Genomic DNA, 21,784 nt, shown 5'->3' on the forward strand with positions numbered 1-21,784 from the left:
GTCGGTTCACCATGCTCCTCTTGTGTACTGCGGTGGATACGGCCCGGGTTCGACTCCGAGTTCGTGGGCTGCTCGCTGCGGCCAGGCTGGTTCGCGTAATGCTGCCCGAGCCAGGAAGATCGCGTCCGCCTGCTCTGAGGCCAGGATCGTCTCGGCTTGTTCCGGGTCGGTGATGAGGCCGACGGTGCCTGTGCTCACGCCCTCTGCGTGGATCGCTGCCGACAGCGGAACTTGGTAGCCGGGCCCGACCGGGACCTTGACAGGGAAGTTGCCACCGGAGGAGACGTCGATGAGGTCGACGCCGCGGTCGTTGAGGTCACGGGAGACCTCGACGGCTTCGGCGATGTCGAAGCCTCCCTCGCGCCATTCGCTGGCGGAGAGCCGGACCAATACGGGCACCTCCTCCCCCACGGCTGCGCGTACGGCCTGATAGGTCTCGACCAGCATGCGTGATCGTCCGGCCAGGTCACCACCGTACTCATCACTGCGTTCGTTCGACAGCGGAGACAGGAACGAGTGGAGCAGGTAGCCATGGGCGGCATGGACTTCGACGACATCGAACCCAGCGCCGATGGCTCGGGTCGCTGCCGCGGCGAAGGCATCGACCACCTCGGCGATGTCGTCCTTCGTCATCTCTTGGGGTGCTTCATACCCGGGGTAGGCGATGGCACTGGCGCCGAGTGTGGGCCAGCCGCCCTCGGCCTCGGGCACACTTCCCCGAGGATTGCCCTCGAAGGGGCGGTATGTGCTGGCCTTGCGGCCCGCATGTGCCAGCTGCACACCGATCTTGCTGCCCTGCGAATGGACGAACTCGGTGATCGAGGTCCATGCTTCTGCCTGATCGTCATTCCAGATGCCTGCATCCTGGGGTGAGATCCGCCCCTCGGGCAGAACAGCGGAGGCCTCGGTGAGAATGAGCCCGAACCCGCCCTGGGAGCGCGCACCCAGGTGGACGAGATGCCAGGTGTCCGGCATTCCGTCTTCGGACTCGCAGGAGTATTGGCACATCGGTGCGAGCCAGATGCGGTTGGCGATCTCGGTGCCGCGCAATGTCATAGGTGTGAAGAGATGAGTCATGTCTCCAGTCTGCCAAGCTTCCTCGTCGATCAGAGCATGATGTTGAATACTGGTACGGCCAGCAGATACACAGTGGCGGTGATGAGGACGATCCCGATGACGTTGAGCCACAGGCCGCCCTTGACCATCTGCGCCACCGTCACATATCCGGAACCGTAGGCAACGGCGTTGGGCGGTGTCGCCACCGGAAGCATGAAGGCACAGGTCGCGGCCAGAGCCACCGGAATGGTCAGCAGCAGCGGGTCGAGATCGAGACCCATCGCCACCCCACCGACGACGGGAACGAAGGTGGCCGCGGTCGCGGTGTTCGACGTCAGCTCCGTGAGGAACAGAATGATCGCAGCGAAGATCGCGACGACGAAGACCGTCGGCAGCACTCCCAAACCGCTTGTGGACTTGCCGATCCATTCGGTGAGTCCCGAGGACGAGAACTGTGCGGACAGAGCCAGGCCACCGCCGAAGAGGAGGAGCACGCCCCAGGGCAGCTTCTCTGCGGTGTCCCAGTCGAGGAGGCGGACTCCGCGATTGGCTCCGCCGGGGATGAGGAAGAGAAGGAGGCCGATGACCATCGCAATGCCTTCATCGCTGATCGGAGGTTCATCGAAGATGAGCGGAAGGGAGATCCAGCTGGCCGCGGCGAGGACGAACATGCCCAGCACCAGCTTTTCGCCGGTCGACATCGGGCCGAGCTTCTTCAACTCGTCGCGGATGAGTTCGCGGCCGCCTGGGATCTCATCGATTTCGGGCTTGAACAGCACCTTGACGAGGAGGAACCACGCGATGACCATCATGACGATCGCCAGCGGGACCCCGACGATCATCCACTGGGCGAAGCCGATGGAGATGTCGTGGTTCTCCTTGAGGTAGCCGACGAGGAAGAGGTTCGGCGGTGTGCCGATGATGGTGCCGAGCGATCCGATGGAAGCCGAATACGCGATGCCCAGCATCAGCGCTGTGCCGAAGTTGGACTTCACCACGGCGTCGAGTCCGGTGTCGCCTCCGTCTCTCCCTGACACTTCGTCATCCGAGCTCGCAGCGTCGGTGATGGCGCCGCCGACGACCTTGCTCACGATCATCAGCACCGAGATTCCGATGGGCAGCATCATCACCGCGGTCGCGGTGTTTGATACCCACATGGAGATGAAGCCGGTCGCGATCATGAACCCAGCGATCATCGGCCCCGGCTTGTTGCCCATGATTGACAAGGTGATGAGGGCGATTCGTCGGTGCAGGTTCCAGCGTTGCATGGCCAGGGCGATGAGGAACCCGCCGAGGAATAAGAAGATGATGGGGTTGCCGTAGGACGCGCCTACCGTCTCCATCTCGACCTCGGTGCCGAAGACGGGGAAGGCCACGAGAGGCAGCAGAGAGGTGGCAGCGATCGGCAGAGCCTCGGTCATCCACCACACTGCCATGAGCGCGGCGACGGCGGCCGTGAGCTTCGCGCCGTGTTCGACTCCGTCGGGCATGATCGCATAGACGAGGGTCGAGAGGATGAGCCCGAGGAGGAATCCGGTCCAGCGAATGCGCACCGTCTGTTTGGACAGCCCAGGGGCCCTCTCCCCTGGTGACAGTTCGCCCAGTTCGGTCGAGGTGTCGGTTCGCGAGTGCTGTTCCTGAGTCATCTGCGCTCCTCATTGAGCAAAGTCGGATGCTGTGGACTACATCTACACTCTACTCAAGAACGTCTCGATATGGTCGAAGACGAGGTCCGGGTGTTCAGCCATCGGCAGATGGGCGGCATCGGGGACGACCTTGAGCTGGGATTCAGCAACCTGCGCCGACAGTTCTGCCATGGCTTCGGGCGTGCAGCCCGGATCCTGGGACCCGGCCAGGAACAGCGTCGGCGTCGTGATGGAGCGAAGTCCATCGCTGAGATCGTAGCTCTGCAGCGCTTGGGCGCAGGCACTATAGGCCTCGTCGTCGATGAGCGCGAGGTCTGTGAGGATCAGGTGCCCGGCGGAGATGTCTTCGGTGAGGAACCCGGCCGCGAACCAGCGGTCAGCCGTGTCATCGAGCAGTCCGCGCGTACCGTCCTCTTTGACGTCCTTGATGCGCTCGGCCCAGGTTTCCGGGGTCCCGAACTTCGTCGAGGTCGCACATGCGATGAGCCCGTTCAGCACCTCAGGGTGCTCGAGGGCCAAGGTCAGGCCGATCGCCCCGGAGATCGAGACACCGGCATAGGTGAACTTCTCCACGCCGACGTCGGCCAGAGATTCGACGAGGCCGGTGGCGAGGTCGGAGACCGTGAACCCTGCCCCCGCCTCGGTGATGGTGTCACTGTTCTCGGCAGCCGGAAAGGTGTGCCCGGGAAGATCCGAGAGGTAGATCTGATAGTCGTCGGCCAGACGTCCGGCCACCGCCGACCACAGGGACATCCTGGTTCCCAGGGCATTGCCGAAGACGATGACGGGTGAGCCAGGATTGTCATTGAGAGGTTGGATGCGGATGCGCATAAAAGCTCCTAGCAGAAGACGAGGTGGGACGGTCAGGAGTCAATCGCGCTCAGCCTACCGTCCGAGAACTGGAGATAACAGCGCGGGCACAGTGACTCATAGGTCACTGCGTTGCCGTCGATGGCCACCTGGTCGCCGTCGAAGATGAAGCGACCATCGACGAGGCGGCCGTTGAACATTGCCTTGCGGCCGCAGCGGCAGATCGTCTTGAGCTCTTCCAGAGTGTGAGCAATCTCAAGCAGCCGACCAGAACCGGGAAAGGCCTTGGTGCGAAAGTCGGTGCGGATGCCGTAGCACATCACCGGCACCGAGGCGTTGGTGGCGATGCGCATGAGCGAATCGACCTGGAGTGGTTCGAGGAACTGGGCCTCGTCGATGAGAAGACAGGCCACGCGTGCCTTGGGTGTGTCGATGGATTCGAGCAGAGCATCGTGATCGACGTAGTCAGCGTGTTCACGGTAGATGGTCTCAACGTCGGAGCCCGCGGGGATGAGGAAGTCGACTTCACGGGTGACGCCGAGGCGGGAAACGATCTCGCCAGCCCCCTTCGTGTCGATGTGGGGTTTGGCCAGCAGAACGCGCTGGCCGCGCTCCTCGTAGTTGAAGGCAGCCTGCAGCAGAGCGGTCGACTTTCCGGAATTCATCGCCCCGTAACGGAAATAGAGCTTGGCCACCGTTGTCCTCTCTGTCCTTCGTGATGATTCTCGTATTGTCAGTGTGACGAAACAGAACCCTACCGGGAAGCCGAGCCCTGCAGGGTCAACGGTAGGATGGAGTGGTCAAACCCCGAGACGATGTGGAGTAGTCCATCACCATGGCCAAAATCATTTATACGCGCACCGATGAAGCGCCTCTTCTGGCGACGTACTCGCTCAAGCCGATCATCGAAGCATTCGCCACCTCGGCGGGTGTCGACGTGGAGACCCGCGACATCTCCCTCGCCGCGCGTGTGCTGGCGCAGTTCACCGATCTCCTCCCTGAGAACCAGCAGGTCGCAGATTCTCTGGCGGAACTGGGCGATCTGGCCAAAACCCCTGAAGCCAACATCATCAAGCTGCCCAACATCTCGGCTTCGGTCCCCCAGCTCAAGGCCACCATCGCCGAGCTCCAGTCGCAGGGCTACGACCTGCCCGCCTACCCGGACGAGCCATCGACCGATGAAGAGCGCGATGCTAAGACTCGCTACGACAAGGTCAAGGGTTCAGCCGTCAACCCTGTCCTGCGTGAGGGCAACTCCGACCGCCGTGCCCCGCAGGCCGTGAAGAACTTCGCCAAGGCCCACCCGCACTCAATGGGCGAATGGTCCTCTGATTCCAAGACCAACGTCGTCACCATGGCCTCGGGTGACTTCCGTGACAATGAGAAGTCCGTTGTCATCCCTGCCGATGACACCCTGCAGATCCGCCTGCGTCCCGCCGAAGGCGAGACCGTTGTGCTCAAGGAATCGCTGCCGGTCCTTGCCGATGAGGTCATCGACGCCACCAAGATGGATGTGGCCGAGCTCCACAAGTTCCTCAAGGATCAGATCGCACGTGCCAAGGAGGAGGGCGTCCTCTTCTCCGTGCACCTCAAGGCCACCATGATGAAGGTCTCCGACCCGATTCTCTTCGGTCACGTCATCGAGGCATTCTTCCCCGAGGTCTTCGCCGAATACGGTGTTGCCCTCGCCGAGGCGGGACTGACCTCCGATAACGGCCTGGCCGCCATCCTCGGCGGGCTCGACACCCTTCCAACCGATGTCGCTGAAGGCGTCAAGGCCGGCATCGATAAGGGCATGGCCGAGGGGCCTTCCCTGGCGATGGTGAACTCCGATAAGGGAATCACCAACTTGCACGTGCCCTCCGATGTCATCGTCGATGCTTCGATGCCCGCAATGATCCGCGTGGGCGGCAAGATGTGGAATAAGGATGACGCGACCCAGGACGCGCTGGCCGTCATCCCTGATTCCTCGTACGCCGGTGTGTACCAGGCCGTGATCGAGGACTGCCGCGCCAAGGGTGCCTACGATCCGACGACGATGGGCACCGTTCCCAACGTCGGCCTCATGGCCCAGAAGGCCGAGGAGTACGGCAGCCACGATAAGACCTTCGAGATCGCCCAGGACGGCGTCGTCGAGGTTGTCAACTCCGCTGGCGAAGTCATCTTGTCGCACAAGGTTGCCGCAGGTGACATCTGGCGTGCCTGTCAGACCAAGGACATCCCGGTCCGTGACTGGGTCAAGCTGGCCGTCACCCGCGCCCGCCTGTCCGAGACCCCGGCCGTGTTCTGGCTTGATGAGACCCGCGCCCATGACCGCAACCTGCGGGCGAAGGTCGAAGCCTACCTCGGTGACCATGACACCGAAGGTCTCGACATCCGCATCATGAATCCGGTCGAGGCGACTCAGTTCTCGATCGATCGCATGCGCGAGGGCAAGGACACCATCTCGGTGACCGGCAACGTCCTGCGCGACTACAACACCGACCTGTTCCCGATCCTGGAACTGGGCACCTCGGCGAAGATGCTCTCCGTAGTACCCCTCATCGCCGGCGGCGGACTGTTCGAGACCGGTGCCGGCGGTTCGGCCCCGAAACACGTCCAGCAGCTGGTCGAAGAGAACCACCTCCGTTGGGATTCCCTCGGTGAGTTCCTCGCTTTGGCCGAATCCTTCCGCCACGAGTTCAACGTCCACGGCAACGCCCGTGCCGGTGTTCTTGGCGACACCCTCGATGCGGCGACCGGCAAGTTCCTCGAAGAGAACAAATCGCCTTCACGCAAGGTCGGCGAGATCGACAACCGTGGCAGCCACTTCTTCCTCACTCTCTACTGGGCGCAGAACCTGGCCCAGCAGACCACGGATGAACCACTGGCCGAGGCCATCAAACCTGTTGCCGAAGCCCTCGAAGCCAACGCCGACAAGATCTCGGCCGAACTCCTCGAGGTCCAGGGCGGCCCCGTCGATCTGGGTGGCTACTACTACCCAGAAGAAGACAAGCTCGACGCAGCCATGCGCCCCTCGGCAACGCTCAATGAGATCATCGCCTCGCTGAGCGCCAAGGTCTGAGGCACATACACATCACTCATGCGCCCATCTGCGACTATGATGGGCGCATGAGTACTCAAGACCCACGTGGCGAATCCCAAACGCCCGAAGAGCTGCTGGCCGAGACGCAGTCCGTGCTTGGCGACGAGGATCCAGAGACCGGGAACACTCGCGAGGTCGCACCGACTCAGCAGGTTGATCCGACACAGCGAATCGAACCGGCGCAGCAGAGCGATCCGGCCCAGCGTCAGGAACCGACTCCGGCAGGCAAGAACGCCGATCTTGCACAGCTCAAAGGCGGTTCGGGCATGTCCGCAGGGATGTGGGTCTCCCTCATCCTCGGAGCCGTCATCGTCGTGCTCCTGCTCATCTTCATTCTGCAGAACAATGTGCCCGCCGACTTCCAGTACTTCGGCTGGCAGTTCCAGCTGCCCTTGGGCGTTGCCATGCTCTTCGCCGCAATAGGCGGCATCTTCATCGCCGGCATCATCGGATCCGTGCGCATCTTCGTGCTCAACCGCAAACTGAAGAAGATCTCAAAGGCTCTGGGCCGCTGATACATGCAGTCTCACCCCGGCTTCACACTTCTGCCCACCCAGCTCGATTCCACCATCGTCCTCGCCGATACTGAGGCGGAGGCAGAATGGGCGCGCATCGATCTCTCCTCGCTGACGAAGCAGGAGATGAACTACGCGACGGAATTCGAACCCGATGCTGCGGCCACCTGGGCTGCTGGTCGGGTCATCCTGCGTCACGTCCTCGGCACACACCTGAACTGTGATCCGGCCGAGATCGAAATCCGTCTCGATTCGGCCGGCAAACCGCGAGTCGAGGAATGCGAGTTCTCCGTCACCCGAGCCAGACGATTGGTCCTCGTAGCTGTCGCCGACGATCCCATCGGGGTCGACCTCGAAGCTGTGCCTGAACACGCTGTGGCCGCCGAGGCTATGGCATTGCTGCACCCGAAGGAGCAAGCCGAACTCGAGCAGGTCGCCACCTCTGATCTGGCCACAGATTTCGTGCGTGTGTGGGCCCGGAAGGAAGCCTTCCTCAAAGCACTGAGCACGGGTCTGGCACGCGACCCCGGCATGGACTACATCGGAGCGGCCGCCTCACCAGGCTCCCCGCACCCGGACATCGAAATCTTCGATCTGGAGTCGGGACTGCCCGAGGGCTATCACGCCGCCATCGCGTTCAACCGGTGAGAATCAGTCCCGGTCAAGGACTCAATGTGTTCAGTCGCCAGGTGTGTTCAGTCGCTCGATGCTGAAGACTCGTCAGAACTCTCGTCCTCACCGAAGTCGGGACCATTTGCCCCGGTAGTGAATACGATGGCGATGGCCAGCGAGCCGAGCCCGATGAATCCGAACCAGATGAAGCCTGTCGCGGGGTTGTCGATGAGGGCAAAGATCACCGCGATGATGGTTGAGACCACCCAGAGCGAGTCGAAGATCGCCAAGTACTTCACGTAGCTCTTCTCGCCCCTGCGGGCGCCATAGGAGATCTCCGTGGCGCCGCTGAGGAAGAGCAGCACTGCAGCGGCGATCACCAGCCACCGCGGCGAGTCGAAGAAGCCTTCGAACGCGGGCAGAAACGCGATGATGGCAAACGCCACCAGGAATTTGAAGACGCCATCGGCGACGAACCCGAATTTCATCATGCTCCGATCCTACTCAACTGCCCCTGTCGGATCGTCACTGGTCGGCCTCGCCCCGGATCATCACTGGCCAACCTCGTCCAGCAGCGACTGCACCGTCTCCAGGGCCTGATGGAGCACGGCGCCTTCAACATTCGAGTGGGCGATGACAATACCGTGTCTGACCTCGGTCTCGGCACTCCAACCGGCAGCCAGCGAGGCCACCAGGATCCCTCGCTCTGCCAAGTCGCTGCGCAGTTGTGCAGCGGTGGCCGCCGTAGTTTCAATGACGAGGGTTCGACCTTCGTGGACGAGGCCAGGGATCGATCCGATCTGAGCCAGGACCGCCTCGGCGGCTCTGAGCCTGCGCCGACCACGCGAGATGCGCCGCCGCAATCCTCCCGAACTGAGATAGGACGCAATCGCTGTCTGCATGACCGGTGAGAAGGCCGGGCCCAGAGCGGTACGCATACTGCTCAATCGGTGCCCGAGGTCCCCATGGGCGATGACGTACCCGGTGGACACGGCCGAGGTCAGCAAAGTCGAGAAGGTACCTAGGTGGACCACCTGGGCCGAAGCGTCCGTGGACACCGCGAGATCGTAGAGGGTGGGCACCACGGTACGGGTGTAGCGGGCTTCACTGTCGTAGTCGTCTTCGATGATGATGACGCCGGTCGACTGTGCCCATTCCAGAAGTCTGACCCGCCGGTCGATGGGCATGGTGGTTCCGTGCGGGAACTGGTGATTGGGGGTGACAACGACCGCGCCCAGACCATCAGGGGTGCCATCGGGTAAGTGTGTCGTGTCGATGGCCTGGAGAACGCGGTCGGACATGGCCTGACGCAGACCCGGAAATCCAGGGTTCTCGACACCGATCGCACCCTCGACACCCGTTGTGAAGAGCAGCCGCAGACCGTCACGGGACCCGCTGGTGAGGATGATGTCATCCGGGTCCACGCTCATCCCCCGCGTCAGGCGCAAGTGATCGGCGATCGCCCATCTGGTCTGCGGCTGGCCCAGCGGATCGATCGGGCCAGGATCGATGTCGAGCGAATCACGCCACGCTCTGCGGAATGCGGGCTCCTGCAGTGGGTTGTCGCCGCCGAAGCCCGGACGCAGGTCTACGAAGCTGCGCAGCCTACGTCGCGGGACCTGAGCTGGACGCATCCGTGGGTTCCGTGTGCGCGGCGTGCTCGGCAGCTCCGGGTTCACTCGTGTCGCGGAGCGTTCCGCCGTGATGAGGAACCCTTCGACGACAAGCTGGGCGTACGCGGTTTCCACGGTCCCACGGGAGACTTCGAGGTAGGCGGCCAGACGCCTGCTGGCGGGGACGGGTTCGCCGGGACGAATCGCTCCGGCGGCGATGAGCCGCCTGATCTCGGCCACCAGCTGGTCCGGCAGCGGTGTCGACGCGCCCCGGTCGATATCGATGGGCAGCGCAATCCCATCGGCTCGAGGCAGGAGCGTTTCCGACTGGAGGGCGGGGGGACGCGTCGGCTGAACTGGAAGCATGCTCTGATCATACTGGCCTAAAACTTTTCATGTTTTCTGGCACTCCTGTTGAGCCACGGATGGATCTACTCTTGTGGTGAACGGCCGTTCTCACCGATCAATTCGCCCGGCCCATCGGGCACGCCACGCTCGCTCACATCGAGCTCACCACGAACGGAATGCACGACAATGACACAGACACAGACCTTGCTCAACACCGGCCTGGCCCAGATGCTCAAGGGCGGCGTCATCATGGACGTCGTCAACGAAGAGCAGGCGCGCATCGCAGAGGCGGCCGGAGCCTCGGCGGTCATGGCACTCGAACGCGTGCCCGCCGACATCCGCGCTCAGGGTGGAGTGGCCCGGATGAGCGACCCCGACCTCATCGACGGCATCACCGCTGCCGTGTCGATCCCGGTGATGGCCAAAGCCCGAATCGGCCATTTCGTGGAGGCTCAGATCCTCGAGACACTCGGTGTGGACTACATCGACGAATCCGAGGTCCTCTCCCCCGCTGACTTCGTCAATCACATCGACAAGTCCGTGTTCAAGGTTCCCTTCGTCTGCGGTGCGACCAACCTCGGCGAGGCTCTGCGTCGCATCACGGAGGGTGCCTCGATGATCCGTTCGAAGGGTGAAGCAGGCACCGGTGACGTCTCCGAGGCGATGCGCCACCTGCGGACCATCAACTCCGAAATCAGGGCTCTGGGTGCCAAAAGTGAGGACGAGCTCTACGTCGCGGCCAAAGAGCACTCGGCCCCGTATCACCTGATCAAGCAGGTCGCCGGCCTGGGCCGACTGCCCGTCGTGACCTTCGTCGCCGGTGGCATCGCCACCCCGGCGGATGCGGCGATGATGATGCAGCTGGGCGCCGATGGTGTCTTCGTCGGCTCCGGCATCTTCAAATCCGGCAACCCCGAGGCTCGTGCCAAGGCCATCGTCGAGGCGACCACTCACTTCGATGATCCGATCGCCGTGGCGAAGGCTTCCCGCGGGCTCGGCGATGCGATGGTCGGCATCAATGTCGCAGATGTTCCCGCACCCCACCGACTGGCAGAGCGCGGCTGGTGAGAGTCGGCGTCCTCAGCCTCCAGGGAGCCTTCAGGGAACACCTCGGTGTCCTGGGCTCCCTGGGGGTCGATGCCTGCAAGGTGACACGGCCAGAGCACCTTGATGGCATCGACTCGATCATCCTTCCCGGAGGCGAGTCATCGGCCATGGTGCGCATCGCTGCCACCACCGGGCTCTTTCCTGCACTCGGTGAGAGAATCGGTGCTGGTCTGCCGGTCTTCGGAACCTGTGCGGGGCTCATTCTTCTGGCCGATCGGCTCACGGATGAATCGCTGGACGGCTTCGACCGCCTCGGTGGTCTTGATGTCACGGTTGCCCGCAATGCCTATGGCCGGCAACGGGATTCGTTCAGTGCACCTGTGCAGGTCACCGGGCTCGACAGCGAATTCGACGCGACATTCATCCGGGCTCCGCGGATCGTGGACTTGGGTGCTCGTGTCGAAGTGCTCGCCTCATTCGCCGAGCTGCCGGTGCTGGTGCGCCAGGGAAATATCTGGGGCGGCAGTTTCCACCCTGAACTCGGGGCCGATACGAGGATCCACGAAGAATTCCTGCACAGCCTCGGTGCGGCCGTGTAAAGATTGAACCATGACGAATGAGACGCTGCACACACTCAAGTCCGGATACACCTTCGACGGTCCGACCCTGCAATTGGGGGGTGGCACTGAACGAGGATGTGCCCGACAAGGACACACCCATTTCTATTCCCCTGTCGATGCTCAATCGGCACGGGCTTGTGGCCGGCGCCACCGGCACAGGCAAGACCGTGACCTTGCAGGTCCTGGCCGAGCAGCTCTCCCGCGCCGGTGTTCCCGTGTTCGCCTCCGACATCAAGGGCGACCTATCCGGAGTCGGTGCGGCAGGAAAGGCTTCCGACAAGCTGAGCAAACGACTCGAGGCCGCGGGCCAGGAGTGGAATGCCTCGGCGAATCCTACTGAATTCTACACGTTGGGCGATTCGGGGCTGGGGACCCCGCTGCGCGCCACTGTCACCTCGTTCGGACCGATTCTGCTCTCGAAGGTTCTCGAACTCAACGACACGCAGGAGTCGGTGCTGTCGCTGGTCTTCCACTATGCCGACACTGCTGGTCTCGCACTCCTCGATCTCTCCGATCTGCGCGCGGTCCTGAACTTCCTCACCTCAGATGAGGGCAAGGCGGATCTCGAAGACATCGGTGGGGCGTCGAAGGCCACCGTCGGGGTCATTCTGCGAAAGATCTCCGAGCTCTCTGCGCAGGGCGGCGATGTGTTCTTCGGCGAACCCGAGTTCGACACCGCAGATCTTCTGCGCCTTGACGACAATGGCGCCGGCATCATCTCGGTCCTCGAGCTGCAGAAACTCAATCAGTCTCCCGCTCTGTTCTCCACCTTTCTGATGTGGCTTCTGGCCGACTTGTTCCAGGATCTGCCGGAGGTCGGTGATGCCGACAAACCCTCACTCGTGTTCTTCTTCGACGAGGCCCACCTGCTCTTCGCCGACGGGTCGAAGGCCTTCCTGCAGTCCGTGACGCAGACCGTGCGCCTCATCCGTTCCAAGGGTGTTGGCATCTTCTTTGTCACGCAGACTCCGAAGGACGTGCCCGAAGATGTGCTCGCCCAACTGGGTTCGCGCATTCAGCACCAGTTGCGTGCGCATACTCCCAATGATGCCAAGGCGCTGAAATCGACAGTGCAGACGTTCCCCAAGTCTGACTACGATCTTGAAGAGCTGCTTACTTCGCTGGGTATCGGCGAGGCTGTCGTGACGGTCATGGACCCCGAGGGTGCGCCCACTCCTGTAGCCCCAACGAGGATGCGTGCGCCCGAGTCGCAGATGGGGCCGATGTCCGAGGACGAGATCAAGTCGGCAGTGGCGGCATCCCCGCAACAGGAGAAGTACGGCACTGCCATCGACAACGAGTCTGCTCGCGAGATCCTCACGAAGCGTCTGGAGTCAGGCTCCGAGGCTCATGAGCAGGAGCAGGCGGCAGCGGACAAGGTTGCGTTCCCGGAAGATGCGACGCAGAGTTCGCGTTCTGGTTCGGGCTCGCGGTCAGGTTCCGGTGCGAAGCAGAAGGACGACGACAGCATGTTCTCCAAGGTCGTGAAGTCTTCGGCGTTCAAGCAGTTCTCTCGCACCGCGGTCCGAGAGATCACACGCGGAATCTTCGGCACCTCGCGTCGCCGGCGCTAGTTCGGCGTCAGGACCGTCAGAGAGGTCGTTCCCGCCCGCAAGTCCAGCCGACGGCAGTCACCGATGAGGTCGCCGTCGAGCTGGACCGGGGCCGGAGCGTCAAGGTTGATGCTGACTTGGTCTCCCCGCCAGTAGTGCATCGCGGGATGATGTGCCGGACGGCGGTTCACACAGTCCCAAGCGATCTGCGCCCATTCTCCGAGGCGGCCGCCGGGTTTCGTCGTGGTCAGCTCCACTGCGAGGAATTCTAATTCTTCTGCTCCCAGGTTTGCGTGCTCGAACACTGGGATCGGACCTGCGGGTCGTGCCGTCTTCGACGCCATCACCGACCACACTTCTGATCCCACCGTGCCGGCGTTCGGATTGCCGACGATCCGCGGATCAGCAATCTCCGGGGCGCCGATCTGAGTGTCGGTGATGCGCGCATTGATGAGTGGAGCGAACAGTGCTCGACTGGCGCCATAGGCATAGCCGAGGACTCCCAATCTCAGCGCTCTCGGCACATGTGGACGCCCGGACACTGCTCTTGCGTCTCCCCCGATTCCTGCCAACGACACAAAGTGCTCGCGTCGCAGACCAGCCGTGGTGGTGAAACAGTCTGCTTCGTTCACTGGTACTTCGCAGCGGGTCACTGTCTGGGAGTCAATATGCTCTTCGGCCAGCTGCATGGCATGTTGCGCCGATCGAATCCCAAGATGCTTTGACAAGACATTTGCGGTTCCGGTGGGAATGATGAGCACCGGCACTTTCGCTGCTGCCAACACCGGAGCACTCACGCGCAGAGTGCCATCGCCGCCGAGCACGACGATGAGATCGGCGCCCCAGTCCAGCAGTTGCGAAGCCTGCTTGTTGCCCGGCCACTGCCGCGTCGTTGTTGCACTGCAGTACGTGGTGCGAGCTCGAACTAGGAAATCGACGAGATAAGCATAGGCACGCATGGTGCGTGGGTGCTTCGGATTGGCGAGGATCCCCACTTTCATCGCTGCCTCAGTCGAAAGCGGGGTGGGTAGAAGCAACAGCCTCGGCGCGGTCAGTGTCGACAGCTCCATCGTCGAAGGGGTCGATGATCAGTCGTGGACCGGTCTTGCGTGGTGAACGCTTCCACGTTGCTTGGGCCTTGGTTTCGTCGATGAGGGTATTTTTGAACATGCCGTTGCCGCCGGGAACAACAATTCTCTCGTGTTCCGGGTCCAAGGTGGCGCTGCGATCTTTGTAGCCGAGGATGATCTCATCGAATCCGGGCAGCAACAGGAGTTTGTTCGCTCCCGACCTGCTCTCGTGCAGGCGGTCTTCCAGCTCGGGAGCTTGGTAGTGTTCACGGCCCTCGATGGTGTCTTCGACGATCTCGCCATCGGCGACGGCCGCGGCAATGGCAGTGCGCACCGGTGTCTTGGGCAGGCCCGTCCACCGTGCGGCGTCGTCGATCGTCACTGGTCCATGGCTGAGAACATAGCGTCGCATCCATTCATGCAGGGCCGCCTCGGTGTCGAGATCGACCGGGTTCGGGATCCAGTCGGCGCTCAGGACGTATTTCATATCGTCCTTGCCGTCGACCATCGGCCCCTGCGTGATGATATTGCGCAGCGCGAGGGTGGTGATGAGGTAGCGCTCGTGCCCATATTCTTTGCCTGCCTGCAGCGGTTCGAAGGCGTTGAGCAGTTCTTGGCGGGTCAGAGGCCCACGATCACGGATTGCCTCTTCGGCCAGTAGTGCCGCGGCGTCGACCATTGCATCATCGATGCCGAAGAACTCACGCCGCTTCGCCACGGATTTCAAGGTCCGCTGCCCGGTCAGCTTGAGAATCCATCCGAGGTCCTCGGCCGCAGTCAGATGGATCGTGCCTCGCTGCGTCCATGTCCGAACGATGGCGCCGGAGTCCATCGCCGCACGGACAGCAGCAATCGAGGTACCTGTGCGCAACGCGATCGAGACCAGTGCACCTCCGAGCGCCTGAGCCTGGACGCACCCGAGGTGACGGACCACAGAGAGTGCCGTGACGGTTTCCGATCGCGGAGAATCGATGAGCCCTTGGGCGATTAGACGGGCGGCGGAGACTTGATGTGAGTCCATGAGTTCACGATAGTCCAACGCACTGACGCAACATGCAGCCTGGCCGTAGGTGGATCAGCCGAGTATATCGATGAGTCCGGGGACTGGGACTCGAGGCAGGGCGCCGGAGGTGGCGAAGCGTCCCCAGATAGTGCGCAGTTCTGGGCCGGCGATCTGTGCCGTCTCCCCGTAGTCGAGGAAGCTGTCGTGCCAGACTTTGCCGGGGAACAGCAGGGGAAGGTCACCGGAATGCGCGGCGTCGAAGAAGCTGCCATCACCGCGGGAGACGATGAGGAGGCGTGTGCCTTGGCCGCCCGACATACGGTGTCGGTCGTAGAATTCTTTGGCTGCACGAGTGTAGACCGCTGAGGTGATGCCTGAGATCAGTGATTCAAGCATGGGGGAAGTCAGGTGACGGTCGTGCAGCCGCCGGAAGGCTGGGACGAAACCGGCGAAGAAGGCGATCTCGCGTTCCGTGCGGGTCATGAGCACATCGTATTTGCGTGCGGCTTCCGACCAGGCGGCAGCGGTGTCGTATTTCGCCGGCAGTGGGTAGTCGCCGTAGTGGACCCCGAAACACATACCAGCGTGCAGGCCGCCGACCAAGGCCGACTTGTGCACTTCGTCCTGTGCGGCAAGTATCTGGTCGATGCTGGCATCGGGGTCGATCTTCGCTGCGACCTTCGCCATGGCCCAGTTCATCGCTTCGGTGCCACCGGCGAGTCCCAGTGGTGCCGATGCCAGGATCACGCGGTGGAAGAGGCCATCGGTCGCCTCGGCGATCATAAGGTGTGCGCAGGCGTCGGCACCGGCGCTCTGCCCTGCGATCGTCACATTGGTGGGGTCTCCCCCGAAGGCCGCGATGTTGTGTTGGACCCACCGCAGCGCAGAGATCTGATCAAGGAGGCCGAGATTGGAATGTTCGGGCTTACCCGTGCCCAAAAATCCCAGGACGCCGAGGCGATAGGTGACCGAGACGACGACGATGTTCTGTTCTTCGACGAGGGTGTGCGGATCGTAGATCTCCGCGTCGCCGGCGCCGGCGACGTAGGCACCGCCATGAATCCACACGAGCACAGGAAGAGCTGATTCGCCTTCGCCCGTGGTCGCCGGAGATGTCACGCTCACCCGCAGGCAGTCTTCGCTGGTGGGCAGGCCGCCGAGCTGGTCGAAGGTCATTCCAGCGTTCGGGTCCCGACGGTACTGCGGACTTCCGGGGCCGGGTTGCCTGCCGTCGATGTCGGCGACGGGCGGCTCATCGACGGGGTGAGCGAAACGCTGCGCGCGGGCATAGCGAATGCCCCGCGCGCGGATCACATCACCGTCGACATAGGCTCTGACCCGACCACACGGGGCATCAACATCCCGCCAGGCGTTCATCATCGACTCGTGCCTATTTGGAGGCGACGACCGGAGGCTCGGCCGACCATGGGAACACGATCCACTGATCCGTGCGCTTCCATACGAAGTCCGGGTCGATGATCGACGCTGACTTTGCGTAGATGACTGCGGACTGTGCTTCGGCACCGTGCTTCTTGAGCAGTTCAAGGACAAGCGCGAGCGTGCGGCCCGAGTCTGCGACGTCGTCGACGACGAGCAGCTTTTTGCCTTTGATGGCTTCGATGTCGAGCATCGGGGCCAGGAGAATCGGGTCGGGCAGAGTCTCATGCACATCGGTGTAGAACTCGACGTTGATGGCGTCCGAGAGTTTAAGGCCGAGTGCGTAGGCCAGTGCACCGGCCGGCAGCAGGCCGCCACGGGCGATCGCGATGACGATTTCGGGGTCATAGTCGGAGTCGGCGATGGTCTGTGCCATCTCTCTGGCCGACGTGCCGAATGTATCCCACGTGAGGATCTCTTTATCGTTGAGATCGGTCGAATCGGCGTGGTATGCCTGGCCCATAGATGCTCCTTGTGTTTGCCCGGTGTTGACCCGAGCTTCAAGGATACGCGGTCGCCGACTCAGTGCAGAAACGTCTCAAAGGCTGCCGTTTCCTGACCGAGGTTCCCGCTGCGTTTCGGCACCGGCGAGTTCACCCAGTACTGGCCGGTGTGCGCGTAGCGATCCAGGTACTTGTAATCGATGAGTTCCCGTCGCAGTCGTGCGAAATCCGGATGGAAAGCGCTGAGGAGAGTGTTGACGTCCTTCTCACAGTAGATCCGATCGGTCTCAAAAGCTGTGAGGACCTCCAACAGGACCACGACGAGGGCCTTACGCTTCGTAGGGATCGAGACCAGGTGCCCCTCGCGCATGAATGTCCTCAGCGTCTTGGCTCTGAAGGCTTCCGCTTGGGGATCTGCCAGGGAGGTTGTGCGGTGGTTATGGTCCGCGCTGGATCGGTCGTCCAGCAGTGCTGCGCGTGCCGTGGTGAAATTCTCTCCCGTTGTGCTCATGCGAGTGCGGACGAGGTGTTTGAAGTCTTTGTGCTTGGTCATGGCGTGTGATCCTCAGCGACCAAGTCTCCCCCAGCACGAAACCTGGTCAGGAGATCACCGTGACAGGTTCGTCCGAGGATTCTCTCCCCTTCGCCGAATAGTCAGTGAGCTGGGATCACGACCGTGGCTGGGCGATGGATGCGCCGCTGCCAACAGTATAGACATAGTTCGTCGTTTGAGAAGGGCAGTCAATCAAGGGCATCCAGGTAAACCCAGCGGCCGGCACGACGGACGAATGCGGAGTTCTCCTCAAGGGTGTGCTCGCCGAGGTTGTCCCTGCATGTTGCCCGAAAATGTACCGTTCCCGTTTCATCAGTTTCAAGACCGTCTGTCGTGTCCATGATTTCCAAACCCAGCCAGACGGTATCCGAATCCAATCCGATGTCGCGCGGTCGGGTCTTGGCATGCCAGGTACGGAAGAGGTGATTTTCGTTGCCGCGGGCGAATGCGGTGTAGCGGGAGCGCATGAGAGCCTCAGCGGTCGTTGGCCAGGTCTCTGCGTCCAAGGCAGGACGGCAGCAGTTGTCATAGTCGGCGCCGGGTGGTTGTCCGGAACAAGGGCAGATCATGACTCGATGGTATCTCTGAGGTGCTTGCGACCTGGTTACATGCCACTATGGATCCATGAGTTCAGTATTCCTCTCCGGCGATGCCGAAGCCGATGCCCTCCTTGCCGATGACCCCTTTGCCCTGCTGATGGGCATGCTGCTTGACCAGCAGGTCCCGATGGAAGTCGCGTTCGCTGGGCCAGCGAAGCTTGCGCAGCGTCTGGGCAGACTCCATGTGGTCGAAATTGCTGAGATGAATCCCGATGAGTTTCTGGAGAAGTTCTCTATCAAGCCCGCAGTCCACCGTTTCCCGAAGTCCATGGCGACCCGAGTGCAGAAGCTGGCTGAAGCGATCGTCGACGAATATGACGGCGACACTGCCGCAATCTGGACCTCAGGTGATCCGACGGGCCCCGAAGTCCTCAAACGTCTGAAGAAGCTGCCAGGGTTCGGGGATCAGAAGGCGAAGATCTTCCTGGCCCTCCTCGGCAAACAGTTTGATTTCAAAGCTGATGGATGGCGTGAGGCCGCAGGTGACTACGGTGATGAGGACAGCCGTCGCTCGATCGCCGATGTGGTCAATGAGGACACCTTGTTAGAGGTCCGCGCATTCAAGAAGCAGCAGAAGGCCGCCGCGAAAGCAGCCAAGAAGTAGGTTCGCGCACTCACGAGCAAGTTATCCACAGATTCAACTGCGCCTGTTCTCAAAGTCACGGTTCTCGCATAATGTAGAGATTCCGGGCGCTCTCCATTCTTCTGCGTCGGAGTTCTCGACCACAGAGGCGTGGAATGAAAACTGGACTTGGCGAACGTATCTGTTTGCGCACGACGACAGCTATGACATTGGCCGCATTGCTCTCGCTGCCCCTGGCGCTGTCAGGATGCGAAGACCATTCCCCCGTTGCTGCACCAACTTCGACGTTGCCTGCCGAAGATTCGTCGAAAGCCTCCCCTGCCGCTGATCCGCAGCCGACAGTCCCTGCGTACGAGACGGACCTTGATCTGAGTTCCGAAGAGAGGAAAGCCGTCGAGGGGGCGTTGGTTGCGTTTGATGGGTACATCGCAACTATCAATCGCGTGTTTTCTTCTGGTGGGAAGAACGACGAAAATGCTGAGACATTTGCAAGTGAAAATTCACTTGAGGCGCTTAGAAACAGCGCCGAAGAGCTTCAAGATAACGGCCAGTATATGGCTGGTGAGTACGACTATTACGACGTCAGAGTTCGTGAGATTGCCTTAGGCCCACAAGCAGATCGCGCCGACTCTGTCATTGTTCTATATTGTTCGCACGATTCGAATCATGCTGTTGTAGATCTTGACGACCCGTTACCTTCACAGAAGCCACAGAGCTTAACGATGAAGCACACAATAACCAAAAATGGTGATTCTTGGAAAGTCTCGAACCAAGAGCTCTGGAGCAAGAAGTGCGAATAGTCGCTCTTTTGTCTTCACTCGTCTTGGCGGCCACGACAGGTCTGATACTCGATCCTCGTTCGGCGGCTGCGTTAAACGGCCCCGGATGCGATTCGCTGCAAGAACGTAACTGCAGCGTGGTGCAACCTCCTGCGCCTCCGCCTCCACCAAATCCACGACCCCCAGAAGGTGGCGGTGGCAGCGACAGTGGAGGCTCCGGCAGTGGCAAAGGCGGCAGTTCCGGCGGTGGAGGTGGCGGAAGTGGCATGCCTGATTGCGTCCTCGAAGAAGTTGGTCATATCTGTGCCAGCCTGCCAGGCCCCGGCCCTACCCCTGGTCCCGGCGGTGGCGGTGCTCCCGCGAGGCCCGAGCCGCCCACTAATATTCCCGAGTCGCAGTTCCAGACCTTTGACATTCCCGCCCCCACGATTCATGCCTGGCCCAAGGACTGGGCCGTGATCGGCAAACCTGCTGCTTTCTGGACAGACGCGGACACCAGCTATATCGATATGACCCTGTTGACGTACGCAGTCACGGTGAAGGTCACTCCGGAGAAGTACTACTGGAATTTCGGCGACGACACTGGCGGGACCACCTCAAAGCCTGGATCGAAGCCACGCCCAGGCGACGAGCCACAGATCGGACATGACTACCAGAAGACGGGCGCGAAGACTGTCGGCATGACTGCGACCTTCAGCGGGGAGTTTTCCGTGGACGGCGGGCCGTGGTTGCCCATCGACGGTTTCGCACACGTAGCAAGCAACGAGATCTCGATGGATGTTTACCGCTTCCACCGCTACTTAGTCGATGAGGACTGCTATATGAATCCGCAAGGACCCGACTGTACTTAGACCTCAGCCGGCATCAACTACGAGTCTTGGAGCAAGAAGGTCAGCCGAGCACCCGGGCTTTCGGTCTTTCGAAGAACAGCACTGCGACGAAACCGATCAGGATGAGTCCTGCTGGCAACCACAGCGACTGGCCCATCGCATGCGCAAACCCGGTGGCAATTGATTCCGGCATCCCTGATCCCCCGCCTTCCGGCGCCATAGCGGCCACAGCCTCCGCACCGGAGCCGCCCGACGTCCCGCTGGCATCGCCGATGTTGGCCGCCAGACGAGACTCCATAGCCACAGCGATCGCAGCGCTGCCGAACACTGCACCAACCTGTCGCACGGTGTTGTACACACCCGAACCTGCACCGGCGTGATGAAGAGCAAGGTTACGAGTCGCCGTCGAACTGATCGGGGCCCACATGAAGCCGTTGGCCACACCTAGAAGCAGGATCGGCGGCATCAGCACCCAGGGCGAAGTGTCCGAGCCCAGAATCGAGCCGATCCAGAACAGTGCGATGGAGAAGGACCCCAGACCGATGCCGGCGAATACACGCGGGCTTCCCCGATCGACCATCTTGCCCACGAACGGTGCCAGCGCCCCGGAGAGAATCGCCATCGGGGACACCAGCAACGCTGACTGAGTTGGCGAATACCCCAGCACAGTCTGAGCCCACAGCATCAGGGGGAACATCAAAGCGGTGATGCCGAAGCCCACCGTCAACATTGCGATGCTCGCCAAGGTGAAGTTGCGATCTTTGAATAACGATAGGGGAACGAGCACCTCGGCGTGTGTGTACTTCTGCCACAGCACGAATGCGATGAGGAAGAGCACTCCCCCGCCGATGACGAAGGGAACGGTGACAGGTCCGATCAGCGGGCCCCACTTGACGTCATGCGCCTGCTGAATGCCGTAGACCAAGAGGAACAGTCCACAGGCGGAAAGTACGACTCCCAGCCAGTCGAAGCTGTGGGCGTGCGTTTCCAAACGCGGCACAAGCCTCCACGCCAGGACGAAAGCAATGATTCCGACGGGAACGTTGACGAAGAAGATCCACTCCCACCCGAATCCATCAACGAGCAGTCCTCCGGCGATGGGTCCGACCAGTGTCGCGATACCGGCAACCGCACCCCACATTCCCATGGCGGGACCACGACGGTCTGAAGGGAACATCCGAGTGATCACGGCCATGGTCTGCGGCGTCATCGCTGCCGCGCCGAGCCCCTGCACAACGCGAGCCACGATCAGTGCACCCACGGTAGTTGTCAGTCCGCACCACAAGGAGCTGGCGGTGAAGATGATGAGCCCGACCATGTACACACGCTTCGGTCCGAATCTGTCGCCCAGTCGGCCCGTGATCAGCAAGGGCACGACGTATGCGAGCAGATACGCCGAGGTGACCCATACGACCGCGTTGATGTCCGCATTTAATGAGTCCATGATGTCCGGCATCGCCACAGTCACAATGGTCGAGTCGACGAGAATCATGAAAAAGCCGATGCATAACGCCCACAGGGCACGCCACGGATTGGTCGAAGGATCTGCCTGATTGCTCACCGACCAATCTTTATCCCGATC

At 61.6% G+C, this 21,784-nt stretch carries 21 protein-coding genes and 1 pseudogene; 9 read left to right on the forward strand and 13 right to left on the reverse strand.

Annotated elements, in window-relative coordinates; translation table 11 throughout:
* Nucleotides 1–6: 6 nt before the first annotated feature.
* The 4 genes from INT29_RS02865 to INT29_RS02880 are packed head-to-tail and all read right to left on the reverse strand — an operon-like array spanning nt 7 to nt 4,207.
* Entirely contained in the window at nt 7–1,077 is a 1,071-nt protein-coding gene (locus tag INT29_RS02865) for an NADH:flavin oxidoreductase/NADH oxidase (RefSeq protein WP_193070668.1), read from the reverse strand.
* A gap of 29 nt (nt 1,078–1,106) precedes the next feature.
* Nucleotides 1,107–2,702, reverse strand: coding sequence for an SLC13 family permease (locus tag INT29_RS02870; RefSeq protein WP_193070669.1), 1,596 nt, complete (start codon nt 2,700–2,702; stop codon nt 1,107–1,109).
* A gap of 42 nt (nt 2,703–2,744) precedes the next feature.
* Entirely contained in the window at nt 2,745–3,533 is a 789-nt protein-coding gene (locus tag INT29_RS02875; protein ID WP_193070670.1) for an alpha/beta fold hydrolase, read from the reverse strand.
* 32 nt (nt 3,534–3,565) lie between these two features.
* Nucleotides 3,566–4,207 (reverse strand): thymidine kinase, encoded by a 642-nt coding sequence (locus tag INT29_RS02880; RefSeq protein WP_193070671.1) that lies wholly within the window; start codon nt 4,205–4,207, stop codon nt 3,566–3,568.
* A gap of 140 nt (nt 4,208–4,347) precedes the next feature.
* On the opposite strand from INT29_RS02880, the gene INT29_RS02885 reads away from it, so the two are divergent.
* From INT29_RS02885 to INT29_RS02895, 3 genes are read left to right on the forward strand one after another with little or no spacing between them, the layout of a single operon-like run.
* Nucleotides 4,348–6,576, forward strand: coding sequence for an NADP-dependent isocitrate dehydrogenase (locus tag INT29_RS02885; protein WP_193070672.1), 2,229 nt, complete (start codon nt 4,348–4,350; stop codon nt 6,574–6,576).
* 47 nt (nt 6,577–6,623) lie between these two features.
* Nucleotides 6,624–7,112 carry a lipopolysaccharide assembly LapA domain-containing protein gene (locus tag INT29_RS02890; protein ID WP_193070673.1) on the forward strand — a complete coding sequence of 163 codons (489 nt, stop codon included), beginning with the start codon at nt 6,624–6,626 and terminating at the stop codon, nt 7,110–7,112.
* 3 nt (nt 7,113–7,115) lie between these two features.
* Complete coding sequence (locus tag INT29_RS02895; protein ID WP_193070674.1) at nt 7,116–7,760, forward strand: 4'-phosphopantetheinyl transferase family protein; 645 nt, start codon at nt 7,116–7,118, stop codon at nt 7,758–7,760.
* 47 nt (nt 7,761–7,807) lie between these two features.
* Here the strand turns inward: INT29_RS02895 and INT29_RS02900 are convergent, their stop codons facing one another.
* Both INT29_RS02900 and INT29_RS02905 read right to left on the reverse strand, forming a co-directional pair.
* Nucleotides 7,808–8,215, reverse strand: a complete 408-nt coding sequence (locus tag INT29_RS02900; protein ID WP_193070675.1) for a hypothetical protein — start codon at nt 8,213–8,215, stop codon at nt 7,808–7,810.
* 60 nt (nt 8,216–8,275) lie between these two features.
* A complete protein-coding gene (locus INT29_RS02905) occupies nt 8,276–9,703 on the reverse strand; it encodes a PLP-dependent aminotransferase family protein (protein ID WP_193070676.1) in 1,428 nt (475 codons plus the stop codon).
* A 168-nt stretch (nt 9,704–9,871) separates the two neighbouring features.
* Here INT29_RS02905 and pdxS point away from each other — a divergent pair, with 168 nt between their 5' ends.
* The 3 genes and pseudogenes from pdxS to INT29_RS02920 all read left to right on the forward strand — a co-directional run bounded on the left by pdxS (nt 9,872) and on the right by INT29_RS02920 (nt 12,926).
* Nucleotides 9,872–10,753 (forward strand): pyridoxal 5'-phosphate synthase lyase subunit PdxS, encoded by an 882-nt coding sequence (gene pdxS, locus INT29_RS02910; RefSeq protein ID WP_193070677.1) that lies wholly within the window; start codon nt 9,872–9,874, stop codon nt 10,751–10,753.
* Nucleotides 10,750–11,331 carry a pyridoxal 5'-phosphate synthase glutaminase subunit PdxT gene (gene pdxT, locus INT29_RS02915; protein WP_101572575.1) on the forward strand — a complete coding sequence of 194 codons (582 nt, stop codon included), beginning with the start codon at nt 10,750–10,752 and terminating at the stop codon, nt 11,329–11,331. The genes pdxS and pdxT overlap by 4 nt, the downstream gene beginning before the upstream one ends.
* A gap of 10 nt (nt 11,332–11,341) precedes the next feature.
* Nucleotides 11,342–12,926, forward strand: a pseudogene (locus INT29_RS02920) (helicase HerA-like domain-containing protein).
* Here the strand turns inward: INT29_RS02920 and INT29_RS02925 are convergent.
* The 6 genes from INT29_RS02925 to INT29_RS02950 form a co-directional block, all read right to left on the reverse strand.
* The gene (locus tag INT29_RS02925) at nt 12,923–13,906 is read right to left on the reverse strand and encodes a diacylglycerol/lipid kinase family protein (RefSeq protein WP_193070678.1); all 984 of its coding nucleotides are present in this window, start codon (nt 13,904–13,906) and stop codon (nt 12,923–12,925) included. The pseudogene INT29_RS02920 and the gene INT29_RS02925 overlap by 4 nt on opposite strands.
* Nucleotides 13,907–13,913: 7 nt before the next feature.
* Nucleotides 13,914–14,996 (reverse strand): winged helix DNA-binding domain-containing protein, encoded by a 1,083-nt coding sequence (locus INT29_RS02930; protein WP_193070679.1) that lies wholly within the window; start codon nt 14,994–14,996, stop codon nt 13,914–13,916.
* Nucleotides 14,997–15,050: 54 nt separating this feature from the next.
* Nucleotides 15,051–16,358 (reverse strand): carboxylesterase family protein, encoded by a 1,308-nt coding sequence (locus tag INT29_RS02935; RefSeq protein WP_226841568.1) that lies wholly within the window; start codon nt 16,356–16,358, stop codon nt 15,051–15,053.
* 10 nt (nt 16,359–16,368) lie between these two features.
* Nucleotides 16,369–16,878: a phosphoribosyltransferase gene (locus INT29_RS02940; protein ID WP_101572585.1), complete on the reverse strand. Its 510-nt coding sequence runs from the start codon at nt 16,876–16,878 to the stop codon at nt 16,369–16,371.
* A gap of 59 nt (nt 16,879–16,937) precedes the next feature.
* Entirely contained in the window at nt 16,938–17,411 is a 474-nt protein-coding gene (locus INT29_RS02945) for a DUF2087 domain-containing protein (protein ID WP_193070680.1), read from the reverse strand.
* Between the two features lie 188 nt (nt 17,412–17,599).
* Nucleotides 17,600–17,980, reverse strand: a complete 381-nt coding sequence (locus INT29_RS02950; RefSeq protein ID WP_193070681.1) for a YchJ family protein — start codon at nt 17,978–17,980, stop codon at nt 17,600–17,602.
* Nucleotides 17,981–18,035: 55 nt separating this feature from the next.
* Here INT29_RS02950 and INT29_RS02955 point away from each other — a divergent pair, with 55 nt between their 5' ends.
* The 3 genes from INT29_RS02955 to INT29_RS02965 all read left to right on the forward strand — a co-directional run bounded on the left by INT29_RS02955 (nt 18,036) and on the right by INT29_RS02965 (nt 20,223).
* Nucleotides 18,036–18,614: an HhH-GPD-type base excision DNA repair protein gene (locus tag INT29_RS02955; RefSeq protein WP_193070682.1), complete on the forward strand. Its 579-nt coding sequence runs from the start codon at nt 18,036–18,038 to the stop codon at nt 18,612–18,614.
* A gap of 134 nt (nt 18,615–18,748) precedes the next feature.
* The gene (locus INT29_RS02960) at nt 18,749–19,393 is read left to right on the forward strand and encodes a hypothetical protein (RefSeq protein WP_193070683.1); all 645 of its coding nucleotides are present in this window, start codon (nt 18,749–18,751) and stop codon (nt 19,391–19,393) included.
* Nucleotides 19,394–19,638: 245 nt separating this feature from the next.
* Nucleotides 19,639–20,223 carry a hypothetical protein gene (locus INT29_RS02965; protein WP_193070684.1) on the forward strand — a complete coding sequence of 195 codons (585 nt, stop codon included), beginning with the start codon at nt 19,639–19,641 and terminating at the stop codon, nt 20,221–20,223.
* A gap of 40 nt (nt 20,224–20,263) precedes the next feature.
* On the opposite strand, the gene INT29_RS02970 is transcribed toward INT29_RS02965, so the two are convergent.
* Complete coding sequence (locus tag INT29_RS02970; protein ID WP_319020824.1) at nt 20,264–21,763, reverse strand: DHA2 family efflux MFS transporter permease subunit; 1,500 nt, start codon at nt 21,761–21,763, stop codon at nt 20,264–20,266.
* Between the last annotated feature and the right edge of the window lie 21 nt (nt 21,764–21,784).

This window comes from Brevibacterium sp. FME37 (genome assembly GCF_014897485.1).
GTDB lineage: Bacteria > Actinomycetota > Actinomycetes > Actinomycetales > Brevibacteriaceae > Brevibacterium.